We start from the raw sequence: 25,273 nt of genomic DNA, 5'->3' as shown, positions 1-25,273 counted from the left end.
AACGCGGCCTCACTGGTGACCGGCGAACTCCCGTTCCCGCTCGGCGGTTCGGCCCGGCAGGCGGGCGGCGAGCAGCGTCCCCGCCGCCGCCACGGCAGCCATGGCCAGCGCGGCCGGCGCCAGCGCGGTGCCCGGTTCGGTGCGGCCGGTGGTGGTGGCCAGGGCGATGCCGAGCGCTGGGCCGACGTTCAGCGCGGTCTGCTGCAGTCCGCCCGCGACGCCCGCCTCGGCGGCGGACGCACCCCGGACCACCATCGCGGTGGCCGTGGCCATCACCGTGCCGAAGCCCGTCCCCAGCAGCAGGAAGCAGAGGGCGATCGCGACGGCGCCCGAGCCGGCCCCGAGCCGGGCGGTGAGCAGCGCGCCCGAGGTGAGCAGGGCCATTCCCGCCAGGACGACGGTGCGTTCGCCGTGACGCTTCGCCAGCCGGGCCGAGGTCGCCGCCGCGAGGATCATCGCCACCGCGAGTGGGGCCGCCCGCAGCGCGCTCTGCAGCGGGTCGAGCCCCAGCACCTCCTGCAGGAAGTACGTCGCCGGGAAGAGCGCGCCCTGGAGCGCCGCCGAGGCGGCGAGCAGGACGCCGAGCGGAAGCGCGACCGCCCGTGAGCGGAGCAGGGTGGGCGGCAGCAGCGGACGGGCGGTGCGCCGCTCGTGCCGGGCCAGGGCCAGGGCGAGGAGCCCGGCCGCCGCGAGACCGAGTGCCGTGGTGACCGACCACCCGGAGTCCGGCAGGGCGACCAGGGTCTGGACGAGGCAGGCCAAGGCCGGTGCGAGCAGTGCCGCGCCCGCCAGATCGAGCCCGCCGCCCCGTACGGTCGCCTCGGGACGCGCCGCGGTCGGCGGGGCGAAGGCCGAGGCCGGTACTGCGAGGACCGCCGCCAGCGCGGCCGCGGCGGGCAGGAGGCCGAGCAGGAAGACCGACCGCCAGCCGACGTGCGCGGTCAGCGCCCCGCCGACCAGCGGCCCGGCCGCCACCGCGAGCCCGATTGCGGCGGTGCGCACCGCGATCGCGCCGGCCAGCCGCTCGGCGGGCCAGACGGCGCGCAGCATGCCGAGGGTGGCCGGCTGCAGCAGGGCGCCGGCCACGCCCTGGACCACCCGCAGGGCGATCACCCAGCCGATGCCGGGTGCGAGGGCGATCCCGGCCGAGCTCGCGGCGAAGCCCGCGACGCCGAGGGCGAAGATCCGCCGGTGCCCGTAGCAGTCGCCGAGGCGGCCCGCGAAGACCAGCAGGGCGGCGACGGTGATGAGGTAGCCGGTACTGGCCCACTGGACGGTGGCGATGGAGGCGTGCAGGTCGCGCTGGAGGACGGGCTGGGCCACGGCCAGCGCGGTGCCGTCGACGGCGACCAGGACGGCGCCGGTGATGCTCGCGCCGAGCGTGAGCCGCAGGGTCAGGGCCTGTCCCGGCGGCGTCATCGGGCGGCCGGTCCGAGGTGCGCGTCCAGTGCGGCGCGCAGCAGCGGCTCGACGTCCTCGCCGCCGGTGATGAGCCGCAGGCTGCCCCAGGCGCGCAGCTGGGCCAGGCCGTGCAGGTTGGACCACAGGGCGGCGGTGGCGGCGACCTGGTCGTCGGAGTCCGGGCGCACCTCGGTGACCAGTCCGACGAAGGTGAGGAACAGCGGCACGGTGGTGTGGCGCAGCTCCGCCCCGCTGCCCTCCAGCAGGTCGTGACGGAACATCAGCTCGAACATACCGGGGTTGGCGGCGGCGAAGCCGAGGTAGGCGCGGGCGAGCGCGTCCAGGCGGCCGCAGGCGTCCGCGCCGGTGCCGGCGGCGAGGGTGTCGGCACCGGCCAGCGAGTCGGTGAGCTTGCCGAAGCCCTGCTGGGCGATCGCTGCGAGCAGCTCGCGGTGGGTGGGGAAGTGGCGGCGGGGCGCACCGTGGGAGACGCCGGCGTGGCGGGCGATCTCGCGCAGGCCGAGTGCCTGGACGCCGCCGGTGGCCACCAGTTCGACGCCGGCGGCCACCAGTCGGGCCCGGAGGTCCCTTTCCTGATCAGTCATAAGACACTGTCTACCAGCAGCGCGTAGACAGTGTCTACTCGCCTTCGTGAGGGTGCCCGGGCAGAATCGGCGGCATGGACGAAGGCGGCGAGTCGGCCTGCTGGCTGGACCGGGTGTGCCCGGAGTGCGGACGGCTGCGCGAGCGGCCCGGGCCCGAGCCGTGCGAGAACTGCGGCGCTACCGAGGGCGGGCCGGCTCACGAGGACGCCCCGACACAGGACGACGCCCCGGCCCACGAGGATCCGCCACATCACGAGGACGAGCCCGCTCCGCAGGACGCGCCCGCCGCCCCGTACGAAGGCGGAACCCCGGGCCGGCCGAAGGGCCGGACCGGGGCTGCGGACACCGGAGCGGGCTGACACCCGGTCCGCGAGGGGACGAGCCGGTCGTTACTGTGGCGGCTGGTCGCGGAACTCGTTCTTCAGCTGCTCCTGGGTGGCGTCCACCTGACCGCTGTACTTGCCCTGAGTGCGCTCGTCGACAGTGTCACCGGCCTTGTCGACGGCCTTCTCGGCCTGGTCCTCGTGGCCCTTCAGCAGGCTCTTGAGCTTATCCATCATGGACATGTGGTCACACTCCTGGATGAGACGGCCCCACTCCTCCAATATCACCGCGCATCCCCCCGCGCGCATCCCGCGGGATGCGCGGCGGGCTTGGCAAGGCGATTCCGGTCCTGTCAAATCGTGAGTTCACGGCCCGTCGGAAGGAGTCGCCTTGATGCTGCGCACCCGTCGCTCGACCTCCCCGCTCGACCGCTCCACCCCGTTACCGCGCCCTCGTCCCGCCCTCACCGGGCGCCGTGCGGGCGCAGCACTGACCGCCGCCGCCCTCGTCACCCCGCTGCTGCTGGCCGGCGCCGGGAGCGCCGCCGCCGAACCGGACCCGGCGCGCAAGGGCGCCAAGCTGGCCGCCCGGCTGGTCGAGGCCAGTGACGCCGAGACCGCCCGCGACACCCTGGCCGTGCTGCAGCGGTTCGCCGACCGCAACGGCGGTACCCGGGTGGCCGGTTCGAAGGGGCACGACCGGTCCGCGCAGTACGTCTACGAGCAGGCGCGGGAGGCCGGGCTCAAGGTGTCCAAGCAGGAGTTCGAGTACACCTTCTTCGAGGCCCGGACGCAGCGCCTCGACGTGGTGTCCCCGAAGGCCGAGTCCGTGCCGGTGATCGCCATGACGTACTCGGTGAGCGGCCCGGAGGCAGGCCTGACCGCCGAGTTGGCGGTCGCCCCGGTCACTGCCACCACCGGCTGCGCGCCCACCGACTATCCGGCGGGCGGGTTCACCGGCAAGGTCGCGCTGATCCGGCGCGGTGGATGCAGCTTCGCCCAGAAGCAGGCCGCCGCCGCTGCGGCGGGCGCGTCCGGGGCGCTCATCTACAACAACGCCGAGGGCGACCTCAACGGGACCCTCGGCGAACCGACCTCCGGGAAGGTCCCGACCGGCGGGATCACCAAGGCGGCGGGCGAGGCCCTGGCCGCCCAGGCGGCCGCCGGGCCGGTGCGGGTGACCCTCGACATCCGCACCCTCATGGAGCCGCGCAAGACCTGGAACGTCATCGCCGAGACCCGCAGCGGGGACCCGGACCACACGGTGATGGTCGGCGCGCACCTGGACTCCGTCCCCGCCGGACCGGGCATCAACGACAACGGCTCCGGCTCGGCCGGCATCCTCGAGGTTGCGAAGAACCTCAACGTCCACCCGGTGAAGAACAAGGTCAGATTCGCCTGGTGGTCCGCCGAGGAGTTCGGCCTCAAGGGCTCCGAGGCGTACGTGAAGTCACTCTCCGAGGCGGACCGGAAGAAGATCCGTCTCTACCTCAACTTCGACATGATCGCATCCCCCAACTACGCGCAGTTCGTCTACAATGGCTCAGGCAGTGCCGGCGGCAGCGCGGGCCCGGAGGGCTCGGCGCAGATCGAGCGGGACATCACCGGCTACCTGGACGGCCTGGGCCTGCCGCACGACCCGACCGCCTTCGACGGCCGCTCCGACTACGGACCGTTCATCGACGCGGGCATCCCGGCCGGCGGCACCGACACCGGAGCCGAGAAGATCAAGTCCCCCGAGCAGGCGGAGCGTTACGGCGGCACGGCGGGCACCGCCTACGACTCCTGCTACCACAAGGCCTGCGACAACCTGGGCAACATCGACATGGACGCCTTCGACGTCAACATCGACGTGATCGCCCACGCAGTCGGCACCTACGCCTGGGACCTCTCCTCGCTGCAGCGGCCCGTGCCGACGCAGCCACCGGCCGGGAAGTCGGCCGGGAAGCCCGCGGCCCCGAGCGGCCCCGGTATCAGCGGCGCGAACGACGCCGCAGCGAGCGGCTGCGCCGACGAGGTGGCGGCCTGACGCCCGGGTGGGCCCGCTGCCGTCCTCGGGCGGCGGGCCCACCCGCCCGCCGTAGGTGCCTCGCGCACCGTGCGCGGATCCGCCATCCGCTCCCTCCCCTCCGTCATCGCCCCTGGTGGGCGCCGGTCCGGTCACCGTAGCGGAGACCACTGACAATCCGGCCCCGGGCCCTGTACGGTGCCGCGCGGAGCGCAGCCGCCGAGACCCGGTGGGTGCGCCGAGCCCGGTCCTGACACCATGGGACCGAGATCACGACACCGTGACACCCTCGGAGGAGTCAGCAATATGAGCACGCACTACGACGTCGTCGTCCTCGGCGCGGGCCCCGGCGGCTACACCGCCGCCGTCCGCTCGGCCCAGCTGGGCCTGAAGGTGGCGGTCATCGAGGCCAAGTACTGGGGCGGCGTCTGCCTCAACGTCGGCTGCATCCCCTCCAAGGCCCTGCTGCGCAACGCCGAGCTCGCCCACATCTTCACCAAGGAGGCCAAGACCTTCGGCATCAAGGTCGAGGGCCAGGTGACCTTCGACTTCGGCGAGGCCTTCCGCCGCAGCCGTTCGGTGGCCGACGGCCGGGTCAAGGGCGTCCACTACCTGATGAAGAAGAACGGCATCACCGAGTACGACGGCTGGGGCACCTTCGTCGACGACCGCACCATCCAGATCGCGCTCAGCGGCGGCGGCTTCGACGTCGTCACCTTCGACAACTGCATCATCGCGGCCGGCGCCACCACCCGCCTGCTGCCGGGCACCAGCCTGAGCGACCGCGTGGTCACCTACGAGGAGCAGATCCTCACCGAGCAGCTGCCGGAGAGCATCATCATCGCGGGCGCCGGCGCGATCGGCGTCGAGTTCGCCTACGTGCTGCACAACTACGGCGTGAAGGTCACCATCGTCGAGTTCCTCGACCGCGTGGTGCCGCTGGAGGACGTCGACGTCTCCACCGAACTCGCCAAGCAGTACCGCAAGCTGGGCATCGAGGTGCTGACCTCCACCCGGGTCGAGTCGATCGACGACAGTGACCCGAACGCCAAGGTCCGCGTCACCGTCACCAAGGACGGCGAGCAGAAGGTGCTGGAGGCCGACAAGGTGCTCCAGGCGATCGGCTTCGCGCCGCGCGTCAACGGCTACGGCCTGGAGAACACCGGCGTCAAGCTGACCGACCGCAACGCCATCGCGGTGGACGGCCGCGGCCGCACCAGCGTCGAGCACATCTACGCGATCGGCGACGTGACGGCGAAGCTGATGCTCGCGCACGCCGCCGAGACGATGGCCGTGATCGCCGCCGAGACCATCGGCGGGGCGGAGACCATGGAGGTCGACTTCGCCATGATCCCGCGCGCCACCTACTGCCAGCCGCAGATCGCCTCCTTCGGTTACACCGAGGCGCAGGCCCGCGAGCTGGGCTACGACGTGAAGGTCGCCAAGTTCCCGTTCACCGCGAACGGCAAGGCGCACGGCCTCGGTCACCCGATCGGCTTCGTCAAGGTCATCAGCGACAACAAGTACGGCGAGCTGCTCGGCGCCCACCTGATCGGCCCCGAGGTCACCGAGCTGCTGCCGGAGCTGACGCTGGCCCAGCAGTGGGACCTGACCGTCCACGAGGTCGCCCGCAACGTGCACGCCCACCCGACCCTGGGCGAGGCGGTCAAGGAGGCCATCCACGGCCTCGCCGGTCACATGATCAACATGTGACGCACCGGTCCTGACCCCGGAGTCCGGGGGATCCGGGGCGGGCCCGCTGCTCAGGCCCGCCCCGCGATCAGGCCCAGCCGGCCGTCGAAACGCCGGTAGAGCACGCCGCCGCGCCCGCTGACGGGGTGTGCGAAGAACAGGAACGGCAGCGTCAGTACAGCTGGGTGCGCAGCCAGCCCTTGACCTCGGGGGTGACCGGGTCGGTGATGTCGGCGAACTCGTCGTGCCTGGTGAGGAACTTGGCGACGTAGGGGCAGATCGGCACGATCCGCTTCCCGGCCGCGCGCACGTCGGTCAGCGCCTCCTGGACGAGGCGGGAGGCGAGGCCCTGACCGGCGAAGGCGTCGTCGATCTCGGTGTGGTAGAAGACGCGCTGCTCCTCGTGGTCCCGGTACTCGGTGAAGCCGGCGAGCGTGCCGTCCACGAGGATCTCGTACCGGTGCTTCTCGTCCGCGCGCTCGACGACGGTGCTGGTGGGAGTGGTCACGGTGGGGCCCTTCGGTCGTGCGGAGTGCCGCTGGAAGTCGATCATGGGCATCCTGCCAGGCCGCCCTTCTCCGGGCCATCCCTCCCTCCGCGCCGTCCGGGTGCCCGTCTCCGTGCCGTCGGGGACGCCGGCCCCGTCCGCGGGCCTGCCGCCGGTCGGCGTCGATGCACGCTCAGCGGTCGTGCCGGCCCTCTTCGGCCTGGTCCGGGCGCCGACGCTCGTCCTTGCGGCGACGCGGCTGATCGCCCGCCGGCGGGGCATCGCCCGGTGAGTGCCCGCGCGGGCCAGGGTGGCTCCGCAGCTCGCGGAGCTCGCCGATCACCGCCCAGGCGACGGACACCACCGGCACCGCCACCACCGCCCCGAGGACGCCACCCAGGACGGCGCCGCCGGTCACCGACAGGGCGACGGCCACCGGGTGGATCCGGACCGACCAGCCGAGCACCAGCGGGTGCAGCAGGTGGCCCTCGATCTGGCCGATGACCACGATTAGGGCGAGCACCAGCAGGGCGACCACCGGGCCGCGGGCCGCCAGGGCGACCAGCGAGGCGACTGCCAGGGCGATCGGGGAGCCGATCAGCGGGATGAGCGCCGCCACGAACTCCAGCACCGTCAGCGGCAGGACCAGCGGCACGCCCAGGACCGCCAGGGCGATGCCGACCAGGACGGCGTTGGTCGCCGCCACGATCAGCACGCCCCGGGTGTAGCCGGCGAAGGTGCGCCAGGCGGCCTGCCCGGCCCGGTCCCAGACCGTACGGCTGCGGGCCGGCAGCTGGCGCTGGGCCCAGGACCACATCCGGTCGCCGGCGTGCAGGAAGAACACCGAGCAGAACACCGCGAGCGCGAGCCCGGTGACCAGTTCGACGGCCCGGCCCGCACCACTGAGCGCGGTACTGACCAGCGCCGAGCGGTGGGCGGCGATGAAGTCGCCGATCTTGGCCCGCAGGTCGGTGACGGTGCCGGGTCGCAGGTGGAAGGGGGCGCCGGTGAGCCAGCGGTCGATCCGGCCCAGGCCGCCGCGCAGCTCGTTGCCCAGCCGGCTCCATTCGTCGGCGACAGTGGTCCCGACCAGCGTCAGGACCCCGCCGATGACGGCGACGCTGCAGAGGATGGCGAGCAGGACGGCGAGCGAGCGGGGCATCACCCTGGCCAGCAGGTCGACCAGCGGGCGCAGGACCGAGGTGATGACCAGCGCCACGAACAATGCGATGAGCGGCAGTTCGAGCCGGGCGAGGACGTCGACGGCCAGGTAGGCGCCGACGCCGAGCAGCCCCAGCCGCCAGGTGTACCCGGCGGCCGTCCGCAGCCCGGAGGGCACCCGCTCGGCGGAGGGCGCCCGGCTCCCGTGCGGCGTCACCGCGCTGCCGCGCCGCCGCCCCACCCGGGGACGGCGGCTGCCGAGCGGTTCGGCCCGCCGCGGGCGGGGGCTCACCGGCCCCTCACCCCGCGAGCGCGGTCATGCCGCCGCTGTCCATGGAAGCCTCCCGGGTGGAAGTCCTGCTCCCCGGCGTCTCTCCGGCCGGGGGCTTTCGTACACCTGCGGTGACCCCCGCCCCGCGCGGCGGCCTCCTCCCAGGGCGTGTACAAGGTGTTCGGCGCGGGAGGAGAATCGGTCTGCAGGGTGGGGGGAGAAGGAGGCCGTCATGAAGAGCCTCACGCGCCGCTACGCGGTGACGCTCCCCGGCCCGATCGGTGGGCACGCTCCACCGGACGTCGTGGTCGTCCACGAGACGCACGCCGTGGGGCCCGACGGAGGCGTCGTCTGGGAGAGCGCGGACGGCGGATTCCGCGTGGAGATCACCGGAGGGGTGGCCACCGTCCTCGCCGCTCCGGGGACCGGCAGTCGGCACCCGTGTCTGCTGGCCGTACCGCTGCCGTGACGGATCGACCCCGTGACGGATCGACCCCGTGACGGATCGACCCCGTGACGGACACCGCCGGGAACGACAACGAACAACGAACAACGTTGAGGGACGAACGCCGCGGCCGATCCCCGCGGCGTTCGCCGTGCCGACTGCAGCGAGGAACGCCTCGGGCGGACCGTTACCGCGCGCTGGCCGCCAGCGCCTCGCGCACGGTGACCAGGCAGGGGTCGCAGTACCGGTCCGGCGTGTTCTCGCCGGTGCCGTCCGCCGCCGGGACGACGCGCTGGGACGGTTCGAGGAACCGCCCGCACAACGAGGACGTCGCGTCGTCCTTGGCCACCACGTGCCACACCACGGCGGGCGGGGACACCGCCGGGTCGTGCTCGGCCCACATCTCGTACACGGCGCTACCTCCGGATCGCTGGGGGCTCGGTCAGTCCATGCAACCCCGGGGGGTCCCGAACGGCCACCGGGCCAGACCCGGTGGGATGGTTGTGGCCCTCGGCAAGGCCCGGCGGGGCCGAGCAGGAGCCGGCGGCGTCAGCCGTGCGGTGTGCCGTCAGCCGGGCAGGGTGGCCTCGACCCCGGCCAGCACCAGTGCCAGGCCGTTCTCGAACCCCTCGTCGAAGTCCCGGAACATCACCCGGCCCGCCTCGGCGGCCAGCGGGTGGGCGGCCAGGCGCTCGGCGCGGGCCTCGACGTCGTAGCCCTCCTGGCCGTCGAAGGGGGTGGGGCCCATGGCCTGCTCCTCGATGACGTAGCCGATGGTGTAGCTGTACGCCGTGTACCAGGCCCGGGTGGCCGTCGCCATGGTGAAGCCCGCCTCGATGAGCACCCGCAGCGAGGCGTCCAGGCCGGCCGCGTACGAGGTGTCGGTGAACCGGGCGCCGCTGTAGACCTTCGCGCCGTCGCGGTAGCGCAGCAGCTCGGCGCGCAGGGTGCGCATGGTCGTGAGGTACACGGCCCGCCAGTCGCCCTGCCCCTGCGAAGCGCCGGCGGGGTCGCCGCCCGCCTCGGCCGCGCGGGCCGTCATGCGGCGCATGATCTCGGTCGCCATCTCGTCCAGCATCGCCTGCTTGTCCTTGAAGTGCCAGTACAGCGCGGGTGCCTTGACGTCGAGTTCGGCGGCGATGGCGCGGAGCGTGAGGCCGTCGAGGCCGACCTCGTTGAGTAGGCGCAGCGCGGCGTCGACGACCTGGGTGCGGTCGAGCTTGGGGGTTCTCTGCGGAGTCACGCTTGACAGTTTAACGCCGTTAAGTGCACGCTGTGGGCATCGGCTACTTAACAACGTTAAGGGGGGTTGCCGTGACTGCTCGCGGCATGCACACGGACGTCCTGATCACCGGCGCCGGGCCTACCGGCCTCGCCCTCGCACTCGACCTCGCCCGGCACGGCGTCAGCGCGCTGCCGGTCGAGCGCGGCGCGGAACTCTTCCCCGGCTCGCGCGGCAAGGGCCTGCAGCCGCGCACGCTGGAGGTCCTCGACGACTACGGCGTGCTCGACCGGGTCCGCGAGGTGGCGGGCCACTACCCGCCCAACCTGTTCTGGAAGGACGGCGAACCGCAGGGCGAGCGCACCATGTACGACCCGACCGAGCCCTCCGAGGCCGAGCCGTACACCGAGACGCTGATGCTGCCCCAGTGGCTCACCCAGCGGGTCCTGTACGGGCGGCTGCGCGAGCTCGGCGGCGAGGTGGCGTTCGGCCGCGAGCTGGTCGGCCTCACCCAGGACGAGGAGGGCGTGACCGCCGAGTTCGCCACCGGCGCCCCGGTCCGGGCGCGCTACCTCGTCGCCGCCGACGGCGGGCGCTCGACCGTCCGGCGGCAGCTCGGTATCGGCATGACGGGGGAGACCGTCGATCCCGCCCCGATGCTCGTCGCGGACGTACGGGTCACCGGGCTCGGCCGCGCGCACTGGCACGTCTTCCCGTCCGAGGAGGGTCTGCTGGCGATCTGCCCGCTGGGCGGCACCGAGGACTTCCAGCTCGTCGCCCAGTTCCCCGAGGGCACGGCCCCGGACCTCACCCTCGAGGGCCTGCGCAAGGTCGTCGCCGCCCGCTCCCACCTCACCGCCGAACAGGTGACCGAGCTGCGCTGGATCTCCGAGTTCCGCCCGCGCGCGGCGCTCGCCGACCGCTTCCGCGCGGGCCGGGTCTTCCTCGCCGGCGACGCCGCGCACGTCCACTCGCCGGCCGGCGGGCAGGGCCTCAACACCAGCGTCCAGGACGCGTACAACCTGGCCTGGAAGCTCGCCGCCGTCCTTACCGGGCGAGCGGACCCGGCGCTGCTCGACACCTACGAGGAGGAGCGGCGCGCCAGCGCGGCGGCGATGCTCGACCTGTCCACCCGCGTCCACCGCGGCCAGCAGCGCCGCGGCCGGGCGACCCAGCAGCTCGGCCTCGGCTACCGCGAATCCTCGCTCGCCGTGGACACCCGCACCGATCTCCCCGAGGACGCGCTGCGCGCCGGCGACCGCGCCCCGGACGGCCGGCGCGACGGCACCCGCCTGTTCGACGCATTCCGCGGCCCGCACTGGACCCTGCTCACCGTCGGCACCGACGCGCCGCTGCCCGCCGTCACCGCCCCCGTGGTCCGGATCCCGGCCTACGAGGCCTACGGCACCGGCATCTTCCTCGTCCGCCCCGACGGCTACGTCGGCTGGGCCGGCCACACCCCCGACGGCCTCGCAGAATACGCCGCCGGCCAGGGGCTCCTCGCCCGCTGACCGGGGCGCCGGCCCGCGGTTCGGTCCGCCTGCTGCCGCGAGGCCCGGGCGGTGGTCTTCCGGTCGTGCATCGCAACGGTGGTGGATCACCGCCTCGGTGCGCGGACCACCGGCTCGGTGCGGTACCGGGTCCGGGAGGGGCAGGGCATGGCGAAAGCCCCGCGCGGGCGCTGCCGGGCCCGGTTGCGCGAGGAGATCGAACAGCTCGCCCCGGGTCCGAGGGCCGTCAGGCCTGCCCGGGGTGCGGCTGCGGAGGCGGCGCCGGATCGGGATCGTCCGGGAACGGTTCCGGAGGCGGGAACGGCGGGATCGGCGGCGGCGCCGGATCGGGGCCGTCCGGCCCCGGTGAGGGGTTCGGGTGGGGCATCGGCTGGGTGTCCGGGTCCGGGGGCGTCGGAATGGTCATCGGGCACCATCCTCGGTCGAGGTCATTGCGCGCGGTCATTGCGCGGGGTCCTTGCACGCGCGCGCCTACCCGAAGGAGCCGCCCCGAATCCCGCGAATCCCGGGAGTCCCGCGAATCCTGGGAGCCGCCGCGAGTCCCGGACCGCACCCGCTACGAGGCCTCGCCCGGATCCGGGAAGGAGTGGTGCTCGTGCACCACCGCCCACCGCCCGCCCTCCTTGCGCAGCCCGACCGTCAGCCGCAGCCGCTGCGCCGGACGGTCGGCGAAGTCCTGCGGGGTGCCGCAGCGCAACAGGGCGTGCGCGAAGGCGACGTCCGCGCCCGCGGTCACCTCCAGCGACTCGATCTCGAACGCCGCGCCCTGCGCCTGCCACTCGAAGAACGGCGGCCAGGTCTCCCGGTAAGCGTCGATGCCGCGCACCCCCTCGTACGGGGGCGGCACGTCGAACATCACGATGTCCGCCGCATGGTCCGCGAGGACCCCGTCGAGGTCGCCCGCATGGACCGCGGCGGCCCAGTTCCGGATCAGGTCGGCGACCTGCTCCTCGTCGCTCGTGGCCATGCTCAGGATCGTAGGGCCTGTCCGTCGACTCCCGCCTGCGGGGAAGCCCCGACCGGTGCCGGCCCGCGGGGTTTGGCCGGCCGCCGCGGCGGTAGACGCGGGGCTGTGAACCGGGCCGGGAGCGGGTCGCCGCGAGGCCGTCCGTTCGACGCCCACCCTCATCGAACTCCGGAGACTCCCGTGATCGTCCTCGGTGTCATCCTGCTCATCATCGGCTTCGTCACCGGTATCTCGATCCTCTGGACCATCGGCATCGTGCTTCTGCTCATCGGCCTGGTCCTGTGGGTCGCCGGCGGCATCGGCCACGCCATCGGCGGACGCCGTCACTACTACTGACGGCTTGCCGCTACCGTCAGCGCAGCAGTACGGCCAGCAGCTCGGCGATGGTCGGACCGGCGTCCGCCGGATGCCGCAGCTGTTTGCCGGTGATCACGCTGTAGTGGTTGGCGCGGCCGCGCCGCTCGTGCGTGAGGTAACCCGCCTCCTCGAGGTCGCCGATGATCCGCTGCACCGCGCGCTCGGTGAGCAGGCACTGTGCGGCGATGTCGCGCACCCGGATGCCGGGGTCGCGAGCGATCTGGACGAGGACGCGGGCGTGGTTCGTCAGGAAGGTCCACTGCCGCATGGTGGCCGGGCCGTTTTCCACAGCCCAAGGATATGGCCGCCGGAGCGCGTCCGAAACCGCCGGAGGCACGCCCTTACGGGCATTCCTCGTGCAGCCCGCAGAGCCAGGCCAGTGCCTGGTGGGCGCCGAGGACGTAGGCGTGCTCGGTGCCCTGGGTCAGGGCCCGGCGCAGGCGGACGGCGGCGGCCTGGCACTCCGCCAGCAGCTGTGCCCGGCACGGTTCGGCGGCGCCGACCGCGGCGGTGGCGGTGACCGGCGCCGCGACCTGGGCCCCGGCCGCCCACCGGTAGGCCCCCAGCACGCCGTGCTCGAAGCCGGTCCACGGCCGGGGACGCCGGTTGGCCGTGTCGATCGCGGCGAACACCTCGTCCAGCGGGCGCACTCCCACGGCGGGGATCGTCTCGTCACTGGTCATGTCCGCAACCTACGTCCGCCCGGCGCCGCCCGCCCTCCGGGCGGCGGAGGGCCCGGCGGGGGGCGGGGCGCCCGCCCGGTAGTCTGACCGGGTCGTGCCCGGCCGGCGAGGTGGTCGGGCCGGATGAACGGTGCGGGCCGGCGGCCCGCCGGTGGAGAACCTTGATGACTCGTCGTTTTGACTGCTCTGACCCGTCCGAGCGTGCAGCCGGGCTGCGGGAGGCCGTGGCCGCGGTGCGCCGCGGCGAACTCGTCGTGCTGCCCACGGACACGGTGTACGGGGTGGGCGCGGACGCCTTCGCACCGGAGGCGGTCGCCAGGCTGCTGGCGGCCAAGGGCCGCGGACGGAACATGCCCTCGCCGGTGCTGGTCGGCTCCCCGGAGGGCCTCGACGGGCTGGTCGAGGTGACGGACCGAGCGCGGAAGCTGGTGGCGGAGTTCTGGCCGGGCGGGCTGACCGTGGTCGCCCGTCACCTGGCGTCGGTGGAGCTGGACCTCGGCGAGACCGCCGGCACGGTCGCCGTCCGGATGCCCGCGCACCCCGTCGCCATCGAACTGCTCGGCGCCACCGGTCCGTTGGCGGTTTCCAGCGCCAACCTGACCGGGCACGACTCCCCGCAGGACTGCGACGCGGCCCAGGGCATGCTGGGCGACTCGGTCGCCGTCTACCTCGACGGCGGTCCGACCGCCGCCGCCGTGCCGTCCTCGATCGTGGACGTCACCGGCGAGGTGCCCGTCCTGCTGCGGGCGGGCGCGATCAGCGCCGAGCGGCTGCGTGAGGTCGTCCCCGACCTGCGGGAGCGGTAGCCACTCCCGGCCCCGCCCCGGGCCTCCGAACCGGGGCGGCGCACCGCGTGGCGCCCCGGTGGGCCGGACGGCCGCCGCTAGGGTCGGCGATGGCGCGCCGGGGCGGGCCCTTCGCCGCGCGCGGGGGTGTCGGCGACGCCACCGGGGGCGTCGTCGGCTCCGCTGCGGAGGTTCCATGAGCGCCACGTCCACCGCGTCGCCCCGGACGAAGGCCCGGGTGCGCCAGGGCAGCACGCTGCTGCGCTGGCTGTTCACCACCGACCACAAGGTGATCGGGAACCTCTACCTGGCGACCGCGTTCGGGTTCTTCCTGGTCGGGGGCGTGCTGGCGCTGCTGATGCGCGCCCAACTGATGGGCCCGGACACGGGTTTCCTGTCGAACCAGCAGTTCAACCAGATGTTCACCATGCACGGCACGATCATGCTGCTGCTGTTCGCCACCCCGACCTTCGCCGGGTTCGCCAACGCGATCATGCCGCTGCAGATCGGGGCGCCGGACGTCGCCTTCCCCCGCCTGAACGCCTTCACCTACTGGGCCTTCCTGCTCGGCGGGCTGATGGTGCTGAGCGGCTTCCTCACCTCCCAGGGCGCGCCCGCCTTCGGCTGGTTCGCGTACGCGCCGCTGAACGGGCCGCTGTTCTCGCCGGGTGCGGGCGGGGACCTGTGGGCGTTCGGGCTGGTGGTGGCCGGCATCGGCACGATCCTCGGCTCGGTCAACTTCATCACCACCATCACCTGCCTGCGGGCGCCCGGCATGACGCTCTTCCGGATGCCGATCTTCACCTGGAACGTGCTGTTCACCTCGGTGATGGTGCTGCTGGCGTTCCCGGTGCTGACGGCCGCGCTGCTCTGCCTGGAGGCGGACCGGAAGTTCGGCGCGCACGCCTTCGACGCGGCGAACGGCGGGGCGATCCTGTGGCAGCACCTCTTCTGGTTCTTCGGCCACCCGGAGGTCTACATCGTCGCGCTGCCGTTCTTCGGCATCGTCAGCGAGATCGTCCCGGTGTTCAGCCGCAAACCGCTGTTCGGCTACTACGGGATGATCGGTGCGACCATCGCCATCACCGCGCTGTCCATGTCGGTGTGGGCGCACCACATGTTCGTCACCGGCCAGGTGCTGCTGCCGTTCTTCTCGCTGATGTCCTTCCTGATCGCGGTACCCACCGGGGTGAAGTTCTTCAACTGGATCGGCACGATGTGGGACGGCTCGCTGTCCTTCGAGACCCCGATGCTGTGGTCGGTCGGCTTCCTGGTGACCTTCCTGTTCGGCGGGCTGAGCGGGGTGCTGCTGGCCGCGCCGCCGATCGACTTCCACGTCACCGACAGCTACTTCGTGGTGGCCCACCTCCACTACGTGCTGTTCGGTACGGTCGTCTTCGCGACCTTCGGCGGCTTCTACTTCTGGTGGCCGAAGCTGACCGGGAAGCTGCTCGACGAGAAGCTGGGCAAGGTGCACTTCTGGATCCTGTTCGTCGGGTTCCAGACCACCTTCCTGGTGATGCACTGGCTGGGCGCCCAGGGCATGCCGCGCCGCTACGCGACCTACTTGCCGGTAGACGGCTTCACCGCGCTCAACGTGTGCGCCTCGGTGGGCGCGTTCCTGCTCGGGGTCTCCAACCTGCCGTTCTTCTACAACGTCTGGACCACCACCCGGTACGGCACCCGGATCGCCGAGGACGATCCGTGGGGCTGGGGCCGCTCGCTGGAGTGGGCCACCTCCAGTCCACCGCCGCACCACAACTTCCACGCGCTGCCCCGGATCCGCTCCGAGTCCCCGGCCTTCGACCTGCACCACCCCGAGGTGCCGAGCGAGGAGTCGAGCGGGGCCTCCGGCCGTACCGGCGGGCGGGGGAGCGGGCGATGAAGGCGGAGGGCCGGCTGTTCGCCGTCATGACGGCGTTCTTCGCGGTGACCGGGCTGGTCTACGGGCTCTGGTCCCGGGAGATCACCGGCACGGTGATCCTGGCGGTGGCGTTCCTGATGTCCGGGCTGATCGCGCTGTTCTGGTTCGTCCAGCACCGGCGGCGGGGCGGCGGACGGGCGCAGGACCGCAAGGACGCCGAGATCGCGGAGACCGCCGGGCCGGCGGGGTTCTTCCCGGCCCGCAGCGGCTACCCGGTGCTCGCCGCGGTCGGTGTGGCGGTCTTCGCCCTCGGGCTGGTCTTCGCCCGCTGGCTGATCGTCGCGGGTGCGCTGGTGCTCGCCTTCGCGGTGTTCGGCTTCATCTTCCAGTACGGCGACGACGACGGGTGAGCCTGCCGAGGAGTCGGCGGACCAGCCCGGGCCTGGTGTGCGCGGGCGGCTCCTCCGGCGTGGTACGGGGGTGGGAGGGGGCGGTGAGGACGCCCGCGATGCGCTCCGACTCCCCTTCGGCGGCCGGGAGTTCGACCCGGTCACGGTAGAACCAGGAGCTCGCCGCGGCGCGCACCCGGTCGCGCCGCGGCGCCCCCTCCGGCGCCGGCAGCGGTTCGGGCGTCGACCGGGCCAGCAGCACGAAGCGCTCGTCCGCGGGGACGGGGCGCCGGCGGCCGGTGAAGCCGCCGTCGTGGGACTGGTCGATCCTGCCGGTCTCGTCGCCCTTCAGCAGCCGGTCGCGGTCCCTGGCCTGCAGGGCGAGGCAGAGCCGCCGGGTGAGCAGGAACGCCGTGGGCGGCAGCACGACCAGCGCCGCCCGCAGCACGATGGTGAGCGCGTTCACCGAGATGCCGAAGGCGTACGCGATCACGTCGTTGCCCCCGGCGACCAGCAGCACCGCGTAGGCGGTGATCCCGGCGACGCCCAGCCCGGTGCGGGTCGGCTTGTTGCGCGGACGGTCGCACAGGTGGTGCTCGCCGGTGTCCGGGTCGAGCCACCGCTCGGCGAAGGGGTAGGCGTACAGGAGCGCGAACAGCAGGCCGGGCACCACCAGCGCCGGGACGAAGACGCTCCAGGACACCGTGTGCCCGAACAGGTCGGTCTCGGCGGCCGGCATCAGCCGCAGGGCGCCCTCGATGAACCCGATGTACCAGTCCGGCTGGGCGCCCGCGGCCGCGACATCGGGCCGGTAGGAGGCGTAGCGCCAGATCGGGTTGACCTCCGCGAGGAAGGCCGACAGCGCCATGACGCCGGTCACGGTGAACGCCAGGCCCGCCGTGCGGGTCAGGAACTGCGGGAAGAAGGGCATGCCGACGACGTTCCGGTTGGTGCGGCCGGGGGCCGCCCAGTGGGTGTGCTTCAGCACCACCACGAGCGTCAGGTGGGCGCCGACCAGGGCCAGCAGCAGGCCGGGCACCAGGAGGATGTGCAGGGTGAACAGTCGGGGGATGATGTCGTGGCCGGGGAACTGGCCGCCGAAGGCGAAGAAGGTCAGGTAGGTGCCGACCAGCGGCACCGAGAGCAGGACGCCCTCGGCGATCCGCAGCCCGGTGCCGGAGAGGGTGTCGTCCGGCAGCGAGTAGCCGGAGAACCCCTCCAGCAGCGCGAGGTTGAACAGCGTCACCCCGATGACCCAGTTGAGCTCGCGCGGGCGGCGGAACGCCCCGGTGAAGAACACCCGCAGCAGGTGCACGCCGATCGCGGAGACGAACAACAGCGCCGACCAGTGGTGGATCTGACGGATCATCAGCCCGCCGCGCACCTCGAAGCTGATCCGCAGCGTCGACGCGTACGCCTCGGACACCCGCACGCCGCGCAGCGGCAGGTAGGCGCCGTCGTAGACGACCTCGCTCATGCTCGGGTCGAAGAAGAACGTCAGGTAGACGCCGGTCAGCAGCAGCACGACGAAGCTGTACAGGGCGAGTTCGCCCAGCAGGAACGACCAGTGGTCCGGGAACACCTTGCGCAGCAGCTCCCGGCCGGCCTCCATGACCGGCAGCCGCCGGTCCAGGCCGACCGCGACGCGTTCACCGGCGGACGGCTCGCGCCCGATCGAAGCCCTGGTTACGTCCACGGGAGGAACCTAGTGGGAGTCGCAGCGCGCGGCGCGGCCGAGCGCTGCGGTTCCCGTGGCGGACGGCGGCAGATCACTCCGACGGCGGAACGGGTGCGCTTCGGCGGCGGCGTCGTCAGTCGTCCGGGAGCAGTCTCGCGAGCGCGGCGTCGACGTCGAGGTGCTCGGACTCCGATCCGGCGGGCACCAGGGTGAAGGAGTCCGAGAGGAAGGCCGTGACCTCCTCCTCCGGGGCGCTGAGGACGGCCTTGCCGGTGGGCCCGCGCAGGGTGATGAGGACCTCGCCCTCGTGCCCGGGGCGCACCCGGACGTCGCCGCTGCCGGCCGGGCCGAGCCGCCCCTCGTTCAGCAGCTCGCGACTGAAGTACCAGCACACCTGCGCGTCCTCGGCCACGCAGTCGCACGGGGTGAGCGGGAACGCCAGGCACGCCGCGTACGGCAGGCTCGGGTCGAACCGCAGCTCCGCGACGACCGGGACGTCGGGCAGCGGGCTGTCGGGGAAGGTGACGGGCAGCGGGTGGGCGGGCATCTGCATCGGGCGACCCTCCAAGTGGTCGTGACGCGCCGACCCCGGGTGGGTCGACGCCCCCGTCCCGCGCCTACCCGATGCCCTGCGGTGCAGTCGGATTGCGCCGAGGCTTCACAACTTCCTTGCATGCCAAGGCGAATTGCTCGGTGACGGTGGGTCAGACGCGGGCGGGTTTGCCGTCGGCGGCGATGGCGACCAGGCCCTGGTCGGTGTTGCCGAGGAGAGTGCCGGCGCCCGCCCAGAACGCGATCGGGCCGGTGCCGTCGGCCTTGCCGCCGAACTGGTAGCTCCACTTGGGCGCCCCGGTGGCCGCGTCCATGGCGTAGATCTTGGTCTTGATCCACAGGTAGACGTTGCCGTCCGCGCAGTGCAGCGCCATGGTCAGCGCGGCCGAATCCGTGGACAGCTCGCCCGTCCAGCGCACGTCCCCGGTGGCGGCGTCGAAGGCGCGGACGACCGCTCCGGCCTCGAAGACGGCAGTTGCCGTGTCGTCACGTCAGGATCCGCACAGCCTCCTGAGCTGGGCGGTGTCCGCGTTGATGTCGGTGATCACCTGGTTGGGATCGGCCATGACCATGCCGCTCAACCGGAAGCCCAGCTCCTGGAACTCGGCGGACAGGCGCCGGATCGTCGAGCCGACCGCGCCCTGCGCGTCCAGACCGGCGCCCATCAGGTCCTGGTGGGCCTGGCTCGCCGCGTCCGCCTGGCTGCGGCGGGTGCTCCCGGCGTTGCGGCGGTACGTGGCCAGCGCCGTCTCGGCCCCGTCGCAGCCGCCGGGTCGGACCGCCGGGAGCGGTGGTTCCGGCGTCGGGGTGGGGGTCCGGGTGCGGATCGGTGACGGGCTCGGCTCCGGGGAGGGCGGATCGGGCTCCGGGGTCGGGGTGGGCGTCGGGGCCGGCTTGGGGGTGGGTGTGGGGGCGGGTGTGGGTGTGGGCGTGGGGAGCGGGTCCGGCGGCTGCGGGGCGGGGCTGGTGGCCACCGGGGCGGCCGAGGACTGCGGCGCGTCCGGTGGCAGCAGGTAGGCGACCAGCGCTATCAGTGCGGCCACCGCGCCCGAGATCGCCCCGACCGCTCCCCAGTCCAGGCGTCGGGCCCACCCGGTGCCCGGCGCGGGCGGCTGCGCCGATTCGTCGTCCGTCATGGACTCATCCTGGGACGCCGCGTCGGGCCTCGTCCAGAACACCGCGCGCTGACCTGCCTGAACCCGAACTTGTGCTCGGATGGGGCGCGTTGGGCGGCCCTCCTATGCCTCGGGGCCGTCCCCGACCGGTCGGCGGGGGCGTGCGGCGGCGGGGGTGAGGTGGCGGGCCAGGGTGTCGAGGGCGGCCGACACCTCGTGGAGCAACTGCCGGTCCGGGGTGGTGCCGTCGGGCGCGGTGAGGGCTGCGGCGAGGGCGTCGTCGATGGTGGTGGAGCGGACCTCCGCGACGCGGGCGGACGGGTGCGGGGCGGGGCGGACGAGCCGACGGCGGCGGTCCGCGGGGTCGGGTTCGGTGTCGACCGAGCCGGCTTCGACCAGGCGGGCGACGGCGGTGGAGACCTGACTCTGCGGCAGGCCGGTACGGGCGGCGATCTCGCCGACGGTCGTCCCCGGGTGGGCGAGGACGTCGCCGAGCGTGACCAGGACCGAGCGGACCGAGCCGGGTGCCGCTGCCTCCGACCGGTCCGACCGGTTCGGCTGGGGCATCGCCTGTTCGCCGATCTTCATGAGGGTGCGGCCCAGGAGGAACAGCTCTACTCCGTTCATGTCCGCAAGAGTACATCGAGGTAGATGTATCAGAAATAGATGCATCCATCTTGATGCATCTATTTCGATGCTTTATCCTGTTGGAGCCGGACGGGAACCGCCGCCGGCAACCGACCGAGGGGAACACGCCATGGCCACCGGCCCGACCGCAGCCGCCGTCCGCACGCTCGACGTCCCGGGCGCCACGCTCCACTACCGGGTCGAGGGCAGCGGGCCGGTACTGCTGCTCTCGCAGAGCGGTGAGGGTGACGCGGACCGCACCGTCGACCTCGTCCCGCACCTGGTGGACACCTTCACCGTGGTCACCTACGACCGCCGGGGCCTGTCCCGCAGCATCCTTGACGACCCGGCCGCCCCCGTCACCATGGCCGACCACGCCGACGACGTCGCCCGACTGCTCGCCGAGGTGACCGACGGGCCGGCGCTGATGGCCGGGTTCAGCATGGGCGCCGCGATCGGCCTCCAGGTCGTCGCCCGGCATCCGGGCGTGCTGGACACGCTCATCGCGCACGAGCCCGTCGTGCCGAACCTGCTGCCCGCGGACGGCCGGGCGGAGCACGTGGACGAGCTGATGCGCATCCAGGAGGCCTACGCCGAAGGGGGCGCGGCGGCCGCCTTCCCGGCGATCGCCCGGCACCTCGGGATCGACCCGGCACGCGACCGGACCGAGAAGGGCCTCACCCCGCAGCCGTTGACGCCCCGCCGGCTGGCCAACTTCGGCTACTTCATCGGGACGGAGTTCACGGCGGTCACCACGGACGGCCTCGGCCCGGCGGAGATCGCCCGGGCCGCGGCGGGCGCCGGCGGCACCCGGATCGTCCCGGCGACCGGCGAGGACACCCGGCCGACCGTGCACACCTACCGCTGCGCGCTGGCGCTGGCGGAGCTGCTGGGCGCGGAGCCGGTCGTCTTCCCCGGCGGCCACAACGGGAACACCGCCTTCCCGCGTGCCACCGCGCGGATGCTGAAGGCCGTCCTGGGTCGGTGAGGGCCGCCCCCGGCCGTCATCACCCACCGGCCGAAGGCGCGCGCGGCTCCGGACTCAGGCGTCGGCGGCCGCGGGCCGGGCCAGCCACTCCGCCCAGGACACCTCGTGGCCGATCAGGCAGGGCTGCCGGAAGGGCCACTCGTCGGCGATCCACCGCGGGACGAGCGCGTCCAACGCCCGCTCCAGCTCGGTGCCGACGCGGTCGTCCACCACCCACCAGGAGACCTCGGCGTCCGACCCGGCCTTCTGCGGCGGGTCGATGTAGACGCAGCCGAGCAGGGCCGTCTCCGCCTCGTCGAACAGCGCGTAGTTGAACGACTCGTGGGCGGCGATCTCGCGCTCGTGCCGGATCAGGTCGTCGAGGTCCGCCTGGTAGGTCATGGTGGCGGCGGGCCAGCCCCAGGCCTTGCCGTAGATGGACCAGAGGCGCTCCCGGGAGCCCATCACGGCGGGGTAGTCGAGCTCCGTGTCGGTCCCGGCGATCGGGCGCAGGTGGTAGCCGCCACCGGGCAGCGGCACATGGACGGGGTGGACGAAATCGGCTGGCAACCAGGTCATGATCCCGGAGGCTAACCGAGCGGGGCTCCGGCCTGCTCGGATTATCGGAGCGGTGCGGGACCCCCGGGATGACGCCGGACCGGCCGACGGGGCATCATCACGGGGTGACGATGATCGGGACCAGGTGGGGGCACCTCCGGATACCGGCGGTGGCGGCCCTGGCCGTACTGGCGGCAGGGTGCGGGACGAAGCACGTGGACGCGCCCGGCGGTGCGGGGGCGCCGGCAGCGGGGGCGACGGCGACGACGGCGGTGCCGTCGGCCGGGAGCGGGGTGACGGCCGGTCAGGCGGACTTCCCCTGCCCCGGCGAGACACCGACCAGGACCCCGACCCCGACCGCGAGCGCGGGCGGCCAGGAGTCGACCGGCCCGCTCGTCGATCACTACGCCGAGAACCACGGCTTCAAGGTGCCCATCCCCCTGCACGGCCGGCGCCGCTGCGACGGCCTGGACGCCGTCAAGCGGATCAAGGGAGCGCTCGAACCCCTCCGCACCCGGGGCGACTTCACCCCGGACAGTACCCGCGGCCTGCTCACCGGCCTGGGCTACCAGCCCGCCAGGGTGAAGGTCACCCAGAACGGCCCGGGCGGCGTCAGCTTCCTGGTCGACGCCACCGGGCTGTGCCTGGAGGGCACGATGAACAGCGCCGCCACCCAGGCGGAGGCCTTCGCGGGCTACCCGGACGGCACCGGCTGCGAGGAGCCGCGCGGCGGCCACTGACCGCCCACGCCCGGCCGCCACCCGACTTCCCTGCCGCTACCGGCCGTTGTCGCTCCCGGCCTTGTCGAGCGACAGCGGCGGCTGCGGAGCCGCCGGGACGGCCTCCGGCTCCTGCGGGTCGCTCTGCTCGATGCGGCTCAGCAGCCGGGCGACGGAGTCGGTGCGCTCCCGGAGCACCGCGACCCGGGCGGCGTCGGTCGACTCGGCGAGCTCGTCCACCGGCAGGACCGGGATGCCCCGGCTGCGGGCGGTGGCGATCAGGCTCTCGCCGGCCCCGTCCGCGACGACGAGCGCCGCGGCGGCGAACACGCCCGCCTCCATGGTCTTCTGCCGTCCGAGCAGGCCGCGGTGGACGATCCGGGCCGGGACGGTCAGCTCGTCCAGACGCTGGTCGGCCGAGGCGCGTTCGAGGGCGGCGAGGACGACGGTGGCCAGCGCCTCGCCGGCCCGGGTGACGACCCACTTGCGGCCGGGCACCGGCGGGAGGAACTCGCGGATCCGGTCCACCTCCTGCTCCAGCGCGGTGGTGGTCAGCACCTCGAAGGCGTTGCGGGTGCGGATCTCCACGACCTTGTCCCACTCGACCTCCTCGCCGTCGAAGCCGACCTGCGACGGCCCCAGGTGGACGGCGCCGAGGCCGTCGAGGAGCCCGAGCAGCTTGTGCACCACGGCCGGGGACAGCGGGTGGCGGCCGATCAGGGTGCCCACCGACAGCTTCCACGGCTCGGTGGCGGGGACCAGCGGCGGCGCGACGGCGGCGAGGGCGGTGTGCACCCACCGCCCGCCCGCCGCCGCTCCGCGCCCGCCCCGCAGGACGGCCTGCCGCCCGGCCTCGCCCAACCCGGCCGCCGCCCCCGCTGCCGCCCCCGCCGCCGCTCCGACCAGTCGCCCCAGACCGCCCACCAGCTCGCCCCCGCGCACGTCCCGCACCTCTCCTCGCACCGCTGTTCCGAAGGTGGCCATGCTACGGGCCGCACGCCGAGCGCCTGACCAGGGCGTCCCCGGTGACGTTCGCTCCGCGGTCGCGAGCCACCAAGCCCACGGACCCGGCCGGCCGCCCCCACCCGGGTGAACGGGCGGCGCGGCATGCCTGACCGGACGGGGCACCGCCGGACCGGGGGTGATGATCGCCGGGTTCCCGGCTCGCCCGCACCCCCGGAGGCAGACATGCGGATCCTGCTCCTCGCCAGTGCCTTCAACAGCCTCAGCCAGCGCCTCCACGCCGAACTGCGGGACCGGCGGCACACCGTGGACGTCCGGCTCGCCGGGGACGACGAGGAGCTGCGGGCGTCGATCCGCCGACTCGCGCCGGACCTGCTGCTGGCGCCGATGCTGCGCACCGCGATCCCCGAGGACGTCTGGTCGGCGCTCACCTGCCTGGTCGTCCACCCCGGCCCGCCCGGCGACCGGGGCCCCTCCTCGCTGGACCGGGCGGTCCAGGATGGCGCCGCCGACTGGGGCGTGACGGTGCTCCAGGCCGAGGCGGAGATGGACGCAGGCCCGGTCTGGGCCTGGGAGCCCTGCGCTCTTCCCGCCCTCGGGAAGAGCGACCTGTACCGCAACGAGGTCGCCGACGCCGCCGTCCGGGCCGCGCTGCGCGCCGTCGAGCGCTTCGCCGCCGGCTCGTACGCGCCGCAGCCGCAGCACGGTCCCGAATGGCGGGAGCCGGTCCGGGTGCGGCCCTTCCTGCGGCAGGAGGAGCGCCGGATCGACTGGGCGGGCGACTGCACCGAAACGGTCCTGCGCAAGCTCCGCGCGGCGGACTCCCAGCCCGGGGTGCTCGACACGCTGGCCGGCGACGAGTGGTACCTGCACGGCGGGCACCCGGAGCCGCTGCTGCGCGGCCGCCCGGGCGAACTGGTCGCCACCCGCGCCGGGGCGGTGTGCCGGGCCACCACGGACGGCGCGGTGTGGATCCCCGAACTCCGGCGCCGGCGCCCGCCCGGCGGGCCCGCGACCTTCAAACTCCCGGCGGTGACGGCGCTCGGCGCCCTGCTGCCCGCGCTGCCGGAGGTGGCGGCGCCGCTGGTGGCGTCCACCGCCAGCGACCGCGGCTGGACGGACCTCGACTACCGCGAGCAGGGCCCGGTCGGCTTCCTGCGCTTCTCCTTCCCCGGCGGCGCGATGTCCACCGAGCACTGCCGCCGCCTGCTGGCGGCGTACCGCTTCGCGCTGCGCCGGCCGACCGCGGTGCTGGTGCTCGGCGGAGCCCGGGACTTCTTCTCCAACGGCATCCACCTGAACGTCATCGAGGCCGCGCCGGACCCGGCCGCGGAGTCCTGGGCCAACATCACCGCGATGGACGACCTGGTCGCCGAGGTGCTCACCACCACCGACCGTCTGGTGGTCGCCGCCCTCGGCGGGAACGCGGCGGCCGGCGGGGCGATGCTCGCCCTGGCGGCCGACGAGGTGTGGTGCCGTCGGGGCTCCGTCCTCAACCCGCACTACCGGCTGATGGGGCTGTACGGGTCGGAGTACTGGACGTACACCCTCCCGCGCCGGGTGGGGCCGGCCGAGGCCGAGCGGCTGACCCGGCGGGCGCTGCCGGTCTCCGCCGCGTCGGCCGAGCGGCTCGGCCTGGTCGACCGGGTGCTGGACTGCGGGCCCCAGGAGTTCGGGCCGGGCGTGGCCCGACTGGCCGGGCTGCTCGCCGCCTCGCCCGCCGCCCAGCGGCGGATCGCGGCGAAGAAGGCCGCGCGCGAGGCCGACGAGGCGGCCAAGCCGCTCGCCGCCTACCGGGCGGAGGAGCTGGCGGTGATGCGCCGGCAGTTCTTCACCCCCGAATCGCCGTACCACGCGCTGCGGTCCGCGTTCGTCCGCAAGCGCCCCGTGCCCGCCGGGCTCCTCGCCCGGACGTGACCCGAA

Annotated in this window: 28 protein-coding genes and 1 pseudogene; 12 read left to right on the top strand and 17 right to left on the bottom strand. The window is 73.6% G+C overall.

Going from position 1 to position 25,273, the window contains the following annotated elements:
* Window positions 1–9 precede the first annotated feature (9 nt).
* Window positions 10–1,419, bottom strand: coding sequence for an MFS transporter (locus ACZ3TI_RS28390; protein WP_465731030.1), 1,410 nt, complete (start codon window positions 1,417–1,419; stop codon window positions 10–12).
* On the bottom strand, window positions 1,416–2,006 hold the full coding sequence (locus ACZ3TI_RS28385) for a TetR/AcrR family transcriptional regulator (RefSeq protein WP_465731028.1): 591 nt from the start codon (window positions 2,004–2,006) through the stop codon (window positions 1,416–1,418). Before ACZ3TI_RS28385 ends, ACZ3TI_RS28390 begins: the two co-directional genes overlap by 4 nt.
* Window positions 2,007–2,080: 74 nt before the next feature.
* On the opposite strand from ACZ3TI_RS28385, the gene ACZ3TI_RS28380 reads away from it, so the two are divergent.
* Complete coding sequence (locus ACZ3TI_RS28380; protein WP_465731026.1) at window positions 2,081–2,365, top strand: hypothetical protein; 285 nt, start codon at window positions 2,081–2,083, stop codon at window positions 2,363–2,365.
* A 30-nt stretch (window positions 2,366–2,395) separates the two neighbouring features.
* Here the strand turns inward: ACZ3TI_RS28380 and ACZ3TI_RS28375 are convergent, their stop codons facing one another.
* Complete coding sequence (locus ACZ3TI_RS28375; RefSeq protein ID WP_465731024.1) at window positions 2,396–2,572, bottom strand: antitoxin; 177 nt, start codon at window positions 2,570–2,572, stop codon at window positions 2,396–2,398.
* Between the two features lie 151 nt (window positions 2,573–2,723).
* Between ACZ3TI_RS28375 and ACZ3TI_RS28370 the strand changes: the two genes are divergently transcribed.
* The gene (locus ACZ3TI_RS28370) at window positions 2,724–4,358 is read left to right on the top strand and encodes a M28 family metallopeptidase (RefSeq protein ID WP_465731023.1); all 1,635 of its coding nucleotides are present in this window, start codon (window positions 2,724–2,726) and stop codon (window positions 4,356–4,358) included.
* Window positions 4,359–4,643: 285 nt separating this feature from the next.
* Window positions 4,644–6,050, top strand: a complete 1,407-nt coding sequence (lpdA, locus tag ACZ3TI_RS28365; protein WP_465731022.1) for a dihydrolipoyl dehydrogenase — start codon at window positions 4,644–4,646, stop codon at window positions 6,048–6,050.
* A 151-nt stretch (window positions 6,051–6,201) separates the two neighbouring features.
* On the opposite strand, the gene ACZ3TI_RS28360 is transcribed toward lpdA, so the two are convergent.
* Together ACZ3TI_RS28360 and ACZ3TI_RS28355 are read right to left on the bottom strand one after the other, a co-directional pair.
* The gene (locus ACZ3TI_RS28360; protein WP_465731020.1) at window positions 6,202–6,582 is read right to left on the bottom strand and encodes a GNAT family N-acetyltransferase; all 381 of its coding nucleotides are present in this window, start codon (window positions 6,580–6,582) and stop codon (window positions 6,202–6,204) included.
* A 127-nt stretch (window positions 6,583–6,709) separates the two neighbouring features.
* Window positions 6,710–7,969 (bottom strand): AI-2E family transporter, encoded by a 1,260-nt coding sequence (locus ACZ3TI_RS28355; protein ID WP_465731018.1) that lies wholly within the window; start codon window positions 7,967–7,969, stop codon window positions 6,710–6,712.
* Window positions 7,970–8,180: 211 nt separating this feature from the next.
* Here ACZ3TI_RS28355 and ACZ3TI_RS28350 point away from each other — a divergent pair, with 211 nt between their 5' ends.
* Window positions 8,181–8,417, top strand: a complete 237-nt coding sequence (locus tag ACZ3TI_RS28350; RefSeq protein ID WP_465731016.1) for a DUF6296 family protein — start codon at window positions 8,181–8,183, stop codon at window positions 8,415–8,417.
* Between the two features lie 163 nt (window positions 8,418–8,580).
* Here ACZ3TI_RS28350 and ACZ3TI_RS28345 read toward each other — a convergent pair whose 3' ends face one another.
* Together ACZ3TI_RS28345 and ACZ3TI_RS28340 are read right to left on the bottom strand one after the other, a co-directional pair.
* Window positions 8,581–8,805 carry a hypothetical protein gene (locus ACZ3TI_RS28345; RefSeq protein WP_465731014.1) on the bottom strand — a complete coding sequence of 75 codons (225 nt, stop codon included), beginning with the start codon at window positions 8,803–8,805 and terminating at the stop codon, window positions 8,581–8,583.
* 156 nt (window positions 8,806–8,961) lie between these two features.
* Window positions 8,962–9,636: a TetR/AcrR family transcriptional regulator C-terminal domain-containing protein gene (locus tag ACZ3TI_RS28340; RefSeq protein ID WP_465731012.1), complete on the bottom strand. Its 675-nt coding sequence runs from the start codon at window positions 9,634–9,636 to the stop codon at window positions 8,962–8,964.
* An 86-nt stretch (window positions 9,637–9,722) separates the two neighbouring features.
* On the opposite strand from ACZ3TI_RS28340, the gene ACZ3TI_RS28335 reads away from it, so the two are divergent.
* Window positions 9,723–11,126 (top strand): FAD-dependent oxidoreductase, encoded by a 1,404-nt coding sequence (locus ACZ3TI_RS28335; protein ID WP_465731205.1) that lies wholly within the window; start codon window positions 9,723–9,725, stop codon window positions 11,124–11,126.
* Window positions 11,127–11,682: 556 nt separating this feature from the next.
* Here the strand turns inward: ACZ3TI_RS28335 and ACZ3TI_RS28330 are convergent.
* On the bottom strand, window positions 11,683–12,093 hold the full coding sequence (locus tag ACZ3TI_RS28330; protein ID WP_465731010.1) for a nuclear transport factor 2 family protein: 411 nt from the start codon (window positions 12,091–12,093) through the stop codon (window positions 11,683–11,685).
* Between the two features lie 180 nt (window positions 12,094–12,273).
* Between ACZ3TI_RS28330 and ACZ3TI_RS28325 the strand changes: the two genes are divergently transcribed.
* Window positions 12,274–12,429: a DUF6131 family protein gene (locus tag ACZ3TI_RS28325; RefSeq protein WP_465731008.1), complete on the top strand. Its 156-nt coding sequence runs from the start codon at window positions 12,274–12,276 to the stop codon at window positions 12,427–12,429.
* Between the two features lie 16 nt (window positions 12,430–12,445).
* Here the strand turns inward: ACZ3TI_RS28325 and ACZ3TI_RS28320 are convergent, their stop codons facing one another.
* Together ACZ3TI_RS28320 and ACZ3TI_RS28315 are read right to left on the bottom strand one after the other, a co-directional pair.
* Complete coding sequence (locus tag ACZ3TI_RS28320) at window positions 12,446–12,718, bottom strand: helix-turn-helix transcriptional regulator (RefSeq protein WP_465731203.1); 273 nt, start codon at window positions 12,716–12,718, stop codon at window positions 12,446–12,448.
* Between the two features lie 73 nt (window positions 12,719–12,791).
* Entirely contained in the window at window positions 12,792–13,133 is a 342-nt protein-coding gene (locus tag ACZ3TI_RS28315) for a hypothetical protein (protein ID WP_465731006.1), read from the bottom strand.
* A gap of 164 nt (window positions 13,134–13,297) precedes the next feature.
* Here ACZ3TI_RS28315 and ACZ3TI_RS28310 point away from each other — a divergent pair, with 164 nt between their 5' ends.
* From ACZ3TI_RS28310 to ctaF, 3 genes are all read left to right on the top strand, one after another.
* On the top strand, window positions 13,298–13,939 hold the full coding sequence (locus ACZ3TI_RS28310) for an L-threonylcarbamoyladenylate synthase (RefSeq protein WP_465731004.1): 642 nt from the start codon (window positions 13,298–13,300) through the stop codon (window positions 13,937–13,939).
* 175 nt (window positions 13,940–14,114) lie between these two features.
* A complete protein-coding gene (gene ctaD, locus ACZ3TI_RS28305; protein ID WP_465731001.1) occupies window positions 14,115–15,803 on the top strand; it encodes an aa3-type cytochrome oxidase subunit I in 1,689 nt (562 codons plus the stop codon).
* Window positions 15,800–16,192 (top strand): aa3-type cytochrome oxidase subunit IV, encoded by a 393-nt coding sequence (gene ctaF / locus ACZ3TI_RS28300; RefSeq protein WP_465730999.1) that lies wholly within the window; start codon window positions 15,800–15,802, stop codon window positions 16,190–16,192. The genes ctaD and ctaF overlap by 4 nt, the downstream gene beginning before the upstream one ends.
* Here the strand turns inward: ctaF and qcrB are convergent.
* The 5 genes and pseudogenes from qcrB to ACZ3TI_RS28275 all read right to left on the bottom strand — a co-directional run bounded on the left by qcrB (window position 16,161) and on the right by ACZ3TI_RS28275 (window position 20,143).
* Window positions 16,161–17,867: a cytochrome bc1 complex cytochrome b subunit gene (gene qcrB, locus ACZ3TI_RS28295; protein ID WP_465730997.1), complete on the bottom strand. Its 1,707-nt coding sequence runs from the start codon at window positions 17,865–17,867 to the stop codon at window positions 16,161–16,163. The two genes, ctaF and qcrB, sit on opposite strands and share 32 nt — an antisense overlap.
* Window positions 17,868–17,982: 115 nt before the next feature.
* The gene (locus ACZ3TI_RS28290) at window positions 17,983–18,402 is read right to left on the bottom strand and encodes an SsgA family sporulation/cell division regulator (RefSeq protein ID WP_465730995.1); all 420 of its coding nucleotides are present in this window, start codon (window positions 18,400–18,402) and stop codon (window positions 17,983–17,985) included.
* 151 nt (window positions 18,403–18,553) lie between these two features.
* Window positions 18,554–18,844: pseudogene (locus tag ACZ3TI_RS28285) on the bottom strand (outer membrane protein assembly factor BamB family protein); the annotation flags it as partial.
* Between the two features lie 48 nt (window positions 18,845–18,892).
* A complete protein-coding gene (locus ACZ3TI_RS28280) occupies window positions 18,893–19,537 on the bottom strand; it encodes a hypothetical protein (RefSeq protein ID WP_465730993.1) in 645 nt (214 codons plus the stop codon).
* Window positions 19,538–19,639: 102 nt separating this feature from the next.
* Window positions 19,640–20,143: a MarR family transcriptional regulator gene (locus tag ACZ3TI_RS28275; protein ID WP_465730991.1), complete on the bottom strand. Its 504-nt coding sequence runs from the start codon at window positions 20,141–20,143 to the stop codon at window positions 19,640–19,642.
* Window positions 20,144–20,273: 130 nt separating this feature from the next.
* Here ACZ3TI_RS28275 and ACZ3TI_RS28270 point away from each other — a divergent pair, with 130 nt between their 5' ends.
* The gene (locus ACZ3TI_RS28270) at window positions 20,274–21,131 is read left to right on the top strand and encodes an alpha/beta fold hydrolase (protein ID WP_465730989.1); all 858 of its coding nucleotides are present in this window, start codon (window positions 20,274–20,276) and stop codon (window positions 21,129–21,131) included.
* Window positions 21,132–21,185: 54 nt separating this feature from the next.
* On the opposite strand, the gene ACZ3TI_RS28265 is transcribed toward ACZ3TI_RS28270, so the two are convergent.
* On the bottom strand, window positions 21,186–21,689 hold the full coding sequence (locus ACZ3TI_RS28265; RefSeq protein WP_465730987.1) for an N-acetyltransferase: 504 nt from the start codon (window positions 21,687–21,689) through the stop codon (window positions 21,186–21,188).
* Window positions 21,690–21,799: 110 nt separating this feature from the next.
* On the opposite strand from ACZ3TI_RS28265, the gene ACZ3TI_RS28260 reads away from it, so the two are divergent.
* Window positions 21,800–22,408 (top strand): hypothetical protein, encoded by a 609-nt coding sequence (locus ACZ3TI_RS28260; protein WP_465731201.1) that lies wholly within the window; start codon window positions 21,800–21,802, stop codon window positions 22,406–22,408.
* 36 nt (window positions 22,409–22,444) lie between these two features.
* Here ACZ3TI_RS28260 and ACZ3TI_RS28255 read toward each other — a convergent pair whose 3' ends face one another.
* On the bottom strand, window positions 22,445–23,338 hold the full coding sequence (locus ACZ3TI_RS28255; RefSeq protein WP_465730985.1) for a hypothetical protein: 894 nt from the start codon (window positions 23,336–23,338) through the stop codon (window positions 22,445–22,447).
* Window positions 23,339–23,575: 237 nt separating this feature from the next.
* Here ACZ3TI_RS28255 and ACZ3TI_RS28250 point away from each other — a divergent pair, with 237 nt between their 5' ends.
* Window positions 23,576–25,267, top strand: coding sequence for an enoyl-CoA hydratase-related protein (locus tag ACZ3TI_RS28250; RefSeq protein ID WP_465730983.1), 1,692 nt, complete (start codon window positions 23,576–23,578; stop codon window positions 25,265–25,267).
* The last annotated feature ends 6 nt before the right edge of the window (window positions 25,268–25,273 follow it).

The organism is Kitasatospora sp. NPDC023120 (assembly GCF_055560835.1).
This window is presented reverse-complemented; position numbering and strand designations above follow the sequence as displayed.

Excerpts from the sequence above, each read along its gene's own strand:
- ACZ3TI_RS28380 (WP_465731026.1), top strand. The coding sequence starts at position 2,081 with ATGGACGAAGGCGGCGAGTCGGCCTGCTGGCTGGACCGGGTGTGCCCG.
- ACZ3TI_RS28370 (WP_465731023.1), top strand. The coding sequence starts at position 2,724 with ATGCTGCGCACCCGTCGCTCGACCTCCCCGCTCGACCGCTCCACCCCG.
- ACZ3TI_RS28330 (WP_465731010.1), bottom strand. The coding sequence starts at position 12,093 with ATGGCCACGAGCGACGAGGAGCAGGTCGCCGACCTGATCCGGAACTGG.
- ACZ3TI_RS28310 (WP_465731004.1), top strand. The coding sequence starts at position 13,298 with ATGACTCGTCGTTTTGACTGCTCTGACCCGTCCGAGCGTGCAGCCGGG.
- ctaF (WP_465730999.1), top strand. The coding sequence starts at position 15,800 with ATGAAGGCGGAGGGCCGGCTGTTCGCCGTCATGACGGCGTTCTTCGCG.
- ACZ3TI_RS28275 (WP_465730991.1), bottom strand. The coding sequence starts at position 20,143 with ATGAACGGAGTAGAGCTGTTCCTCCTGGGCCGCACCCTCATGAAGATC.
- ACZ3TI_RS28375 (WP_465731024.1), bottom strand. The coding sequence starts at position 2,572 with ATGTCCATGATGGATAAGCTCAAGAGCCTGCTGAAGGGCCACGAGGAC.
- ACZ3TI_RS28350 (WP_465731016.1), top strand. The coding sequence starts at position 8,181 with ATGAAGAGCCTCACGCGCCGCTACGCGGTGACGCTCCCCGGCCCGATC.
- ACZ3TI_RS28260 (WP_465731201.1), top strand. The coding sequence starts at position 21,800 with ATGATCGGGACCAGGTGGGGGCACCTCCGGATACCGGCGGTGGCGGCC.
- ctaD (WP_465731001.1), top strand. The coding sequence starts at position 14,115 with ATGAGCGCCACGTCCACCGCGTCGCCCCGGACGAAGGCCCGGGTGCGC.
- ACZ3TI_RS28290 (WP_465730995.1), bottom strand. The coding sequence starts at position 18,402 with ATGCAGATGCCCGCCCACCCGCTGCCCGTCACCTTCCCCGACAGCCCG.
- ACZ3TI_RS28335 (WP_465731205.1), top strand. The coding sequence starts at position 9,723 with ATGCACACGGACGTCCTGATCACCGGCGCCGGGCCTACCGGCCTCGCC.
- ACZ3TI_RS28360 (WP_465731020.1), bottom strand. The coding sequence starts at position 6,582 with ATGATCGACTTCCAGCGGCACTCCGCACGACCGAAGGGCCCCACCGTG.
- ACZ3TI_RS28280 (WP_465730993.1), bottom strand. The coding sequence starts at position 19,537 with ATGACGGACGACGAATCGGCGCAGCCGCCCGCGCCGGGCACCGGGTGG.
- ACZ3TI_RS28315 (WP_465731006.1), bottom strand. The coding sequence starts at position 13,133 with ATGACCAGTGACGAGACGATCCCCGCCGTGGGAGTGCGCCCGCTGGAC.
- lpdA (WP_465731022.1), top strand. The coding sequence starts at position 4,644 with ATGAGCACGCACTACGACGTCGTCGTCCTCGGCGCGGGCCCCGGCGGC.
- ACZ3TI_RS28265 (WP_465730987.1), bottom strand. The coding sequence starts at position 21,689 with ATGACCTGGTTGCCAGCCGATTTCGTCCACCCCGTCCATGTGCCGCTG.
- ACZ3TI_RS28390 (WP_465731030.1), bottom strand. The coding sequence starts at position 1,419 with ATGACGCCGCCGGGACAGGCCCTGACCCTGCGGCTCACGCTCGGCGCG.
- ACZ3TI_RS28270 (WP_465730989.1), top strand. The coding sequence starts at position 20,274 with ATGGCCACCGGCCCGACCGCAGCCGCCGTCCGCACGCTCGACGTCCCG.
- ACZ3TI_RS28250 (WP_465730983.1), top strand. The coding sequence starts at position 23,576 with ATGCGGATCCTGCTCCTCGCCAGTGCCTTCAACAGCCTCAGCCAGCGC.
- ACZ3TI_RS28385 (WP_465731028.1), bottom strand. The coding sequence starts at position 2,006 with ATGACTGATCAGGAAAGGGACCTCCGGGCCCGACTGGTGGCCGCCGGC.
- ACZ3TI_RS28320 (WP_465731203.1), bottom strand. The coding sequence starts at position 12,718 with ATGCGGCAGTGGACCTTCCTGACGAACCACGCCCGCGTCCTCGTCCAG.